This window comes from Micromonospora sp. ATLC16, assembly GCF_057196645.1.
In genome coordinates this window covers 1-647 of the sequence record NZ_JBXUOW010000180.1, presented here as the reverse complement: position 1 = coordinate 647, position 647 = coordinate 1, and the positions used below count along the sequence as shown (strand labels likewise).

The following is a 647-nucleotide window of genomic DNA, read 5'->3' as shown; positions in this document are numbered from 1 at the left end:
GGGTGGCTTGTCCGAGGGCGTCGGCGAAGATGCGCGGGTCGAAGCCGCGGTCGGCGCGGCGCGCGAGGGCGATCAGGGCGTCGCGGGTGTAGCGGCCGGATCGGATGGTGGCGTCGATGTCGATGAAGTCCCGGGCGAACGCTCGTCCGTAGAGGGCGCTCATCTTGTTCGCGACCGCATCGTCGGGGTGGAGTACCGGTCCGATCGCCATGAGGATCGGTTCGTTGGCGCGCCAGTCCACGCCGAGTTCGACCTTGGCAACCCGCACACCGTCGGTGACGGCCAGCCGGGCGAAGGTGTCGTACTGCCGCTCGGTCTCGACGGTGAGGCCGTCGTCTCGGTAGGCGTGCACGACGGCGGTGAACTCCCGCCGGCGGTCCCAGGCGGTGAACAGGTCGACGTCCTCGCTGGGCCGCTCGAGAAGTCCGGCGGCCTGGACCGCGTAGCCGCCGGCCAGAGCGAAGCCGTATCGGTCGGCCGCGCCGAGCCCGGTACGGGCGAGGCGTTCGTGGAAGGGGTCCACCGCTATGCCGCGTTGCTGCGGGTTGCGGCGAGTTCGGGGAAGGCTTCCTCCCAGCGATGGCGGAGCTGGGGTGGCAGCCGGAGGGTGGGCCAGAGCCGCCGGAGGAGGTCGGCGTCGAGCCAGG

1 protein-coding gene is annotated in these 647 nt (G+C 71.6%); it reads right to left on the bottom strand.

Annotated elements, in window-relative coordinates; all coding sequences use genetic code 11:
* Positions 1-523, bottom strand: a 523-nt coding sequence (locus AC2CHE_RS26955; RefSeq protein ID WP_484507626.1) for a nucleotidyl transferase AbiEii/AbiGii toxin family protein, incomplete at its 3' end; no start/stop codon positions are given.
* Positions 524-647: the final 124 nt, after the last annotated feature.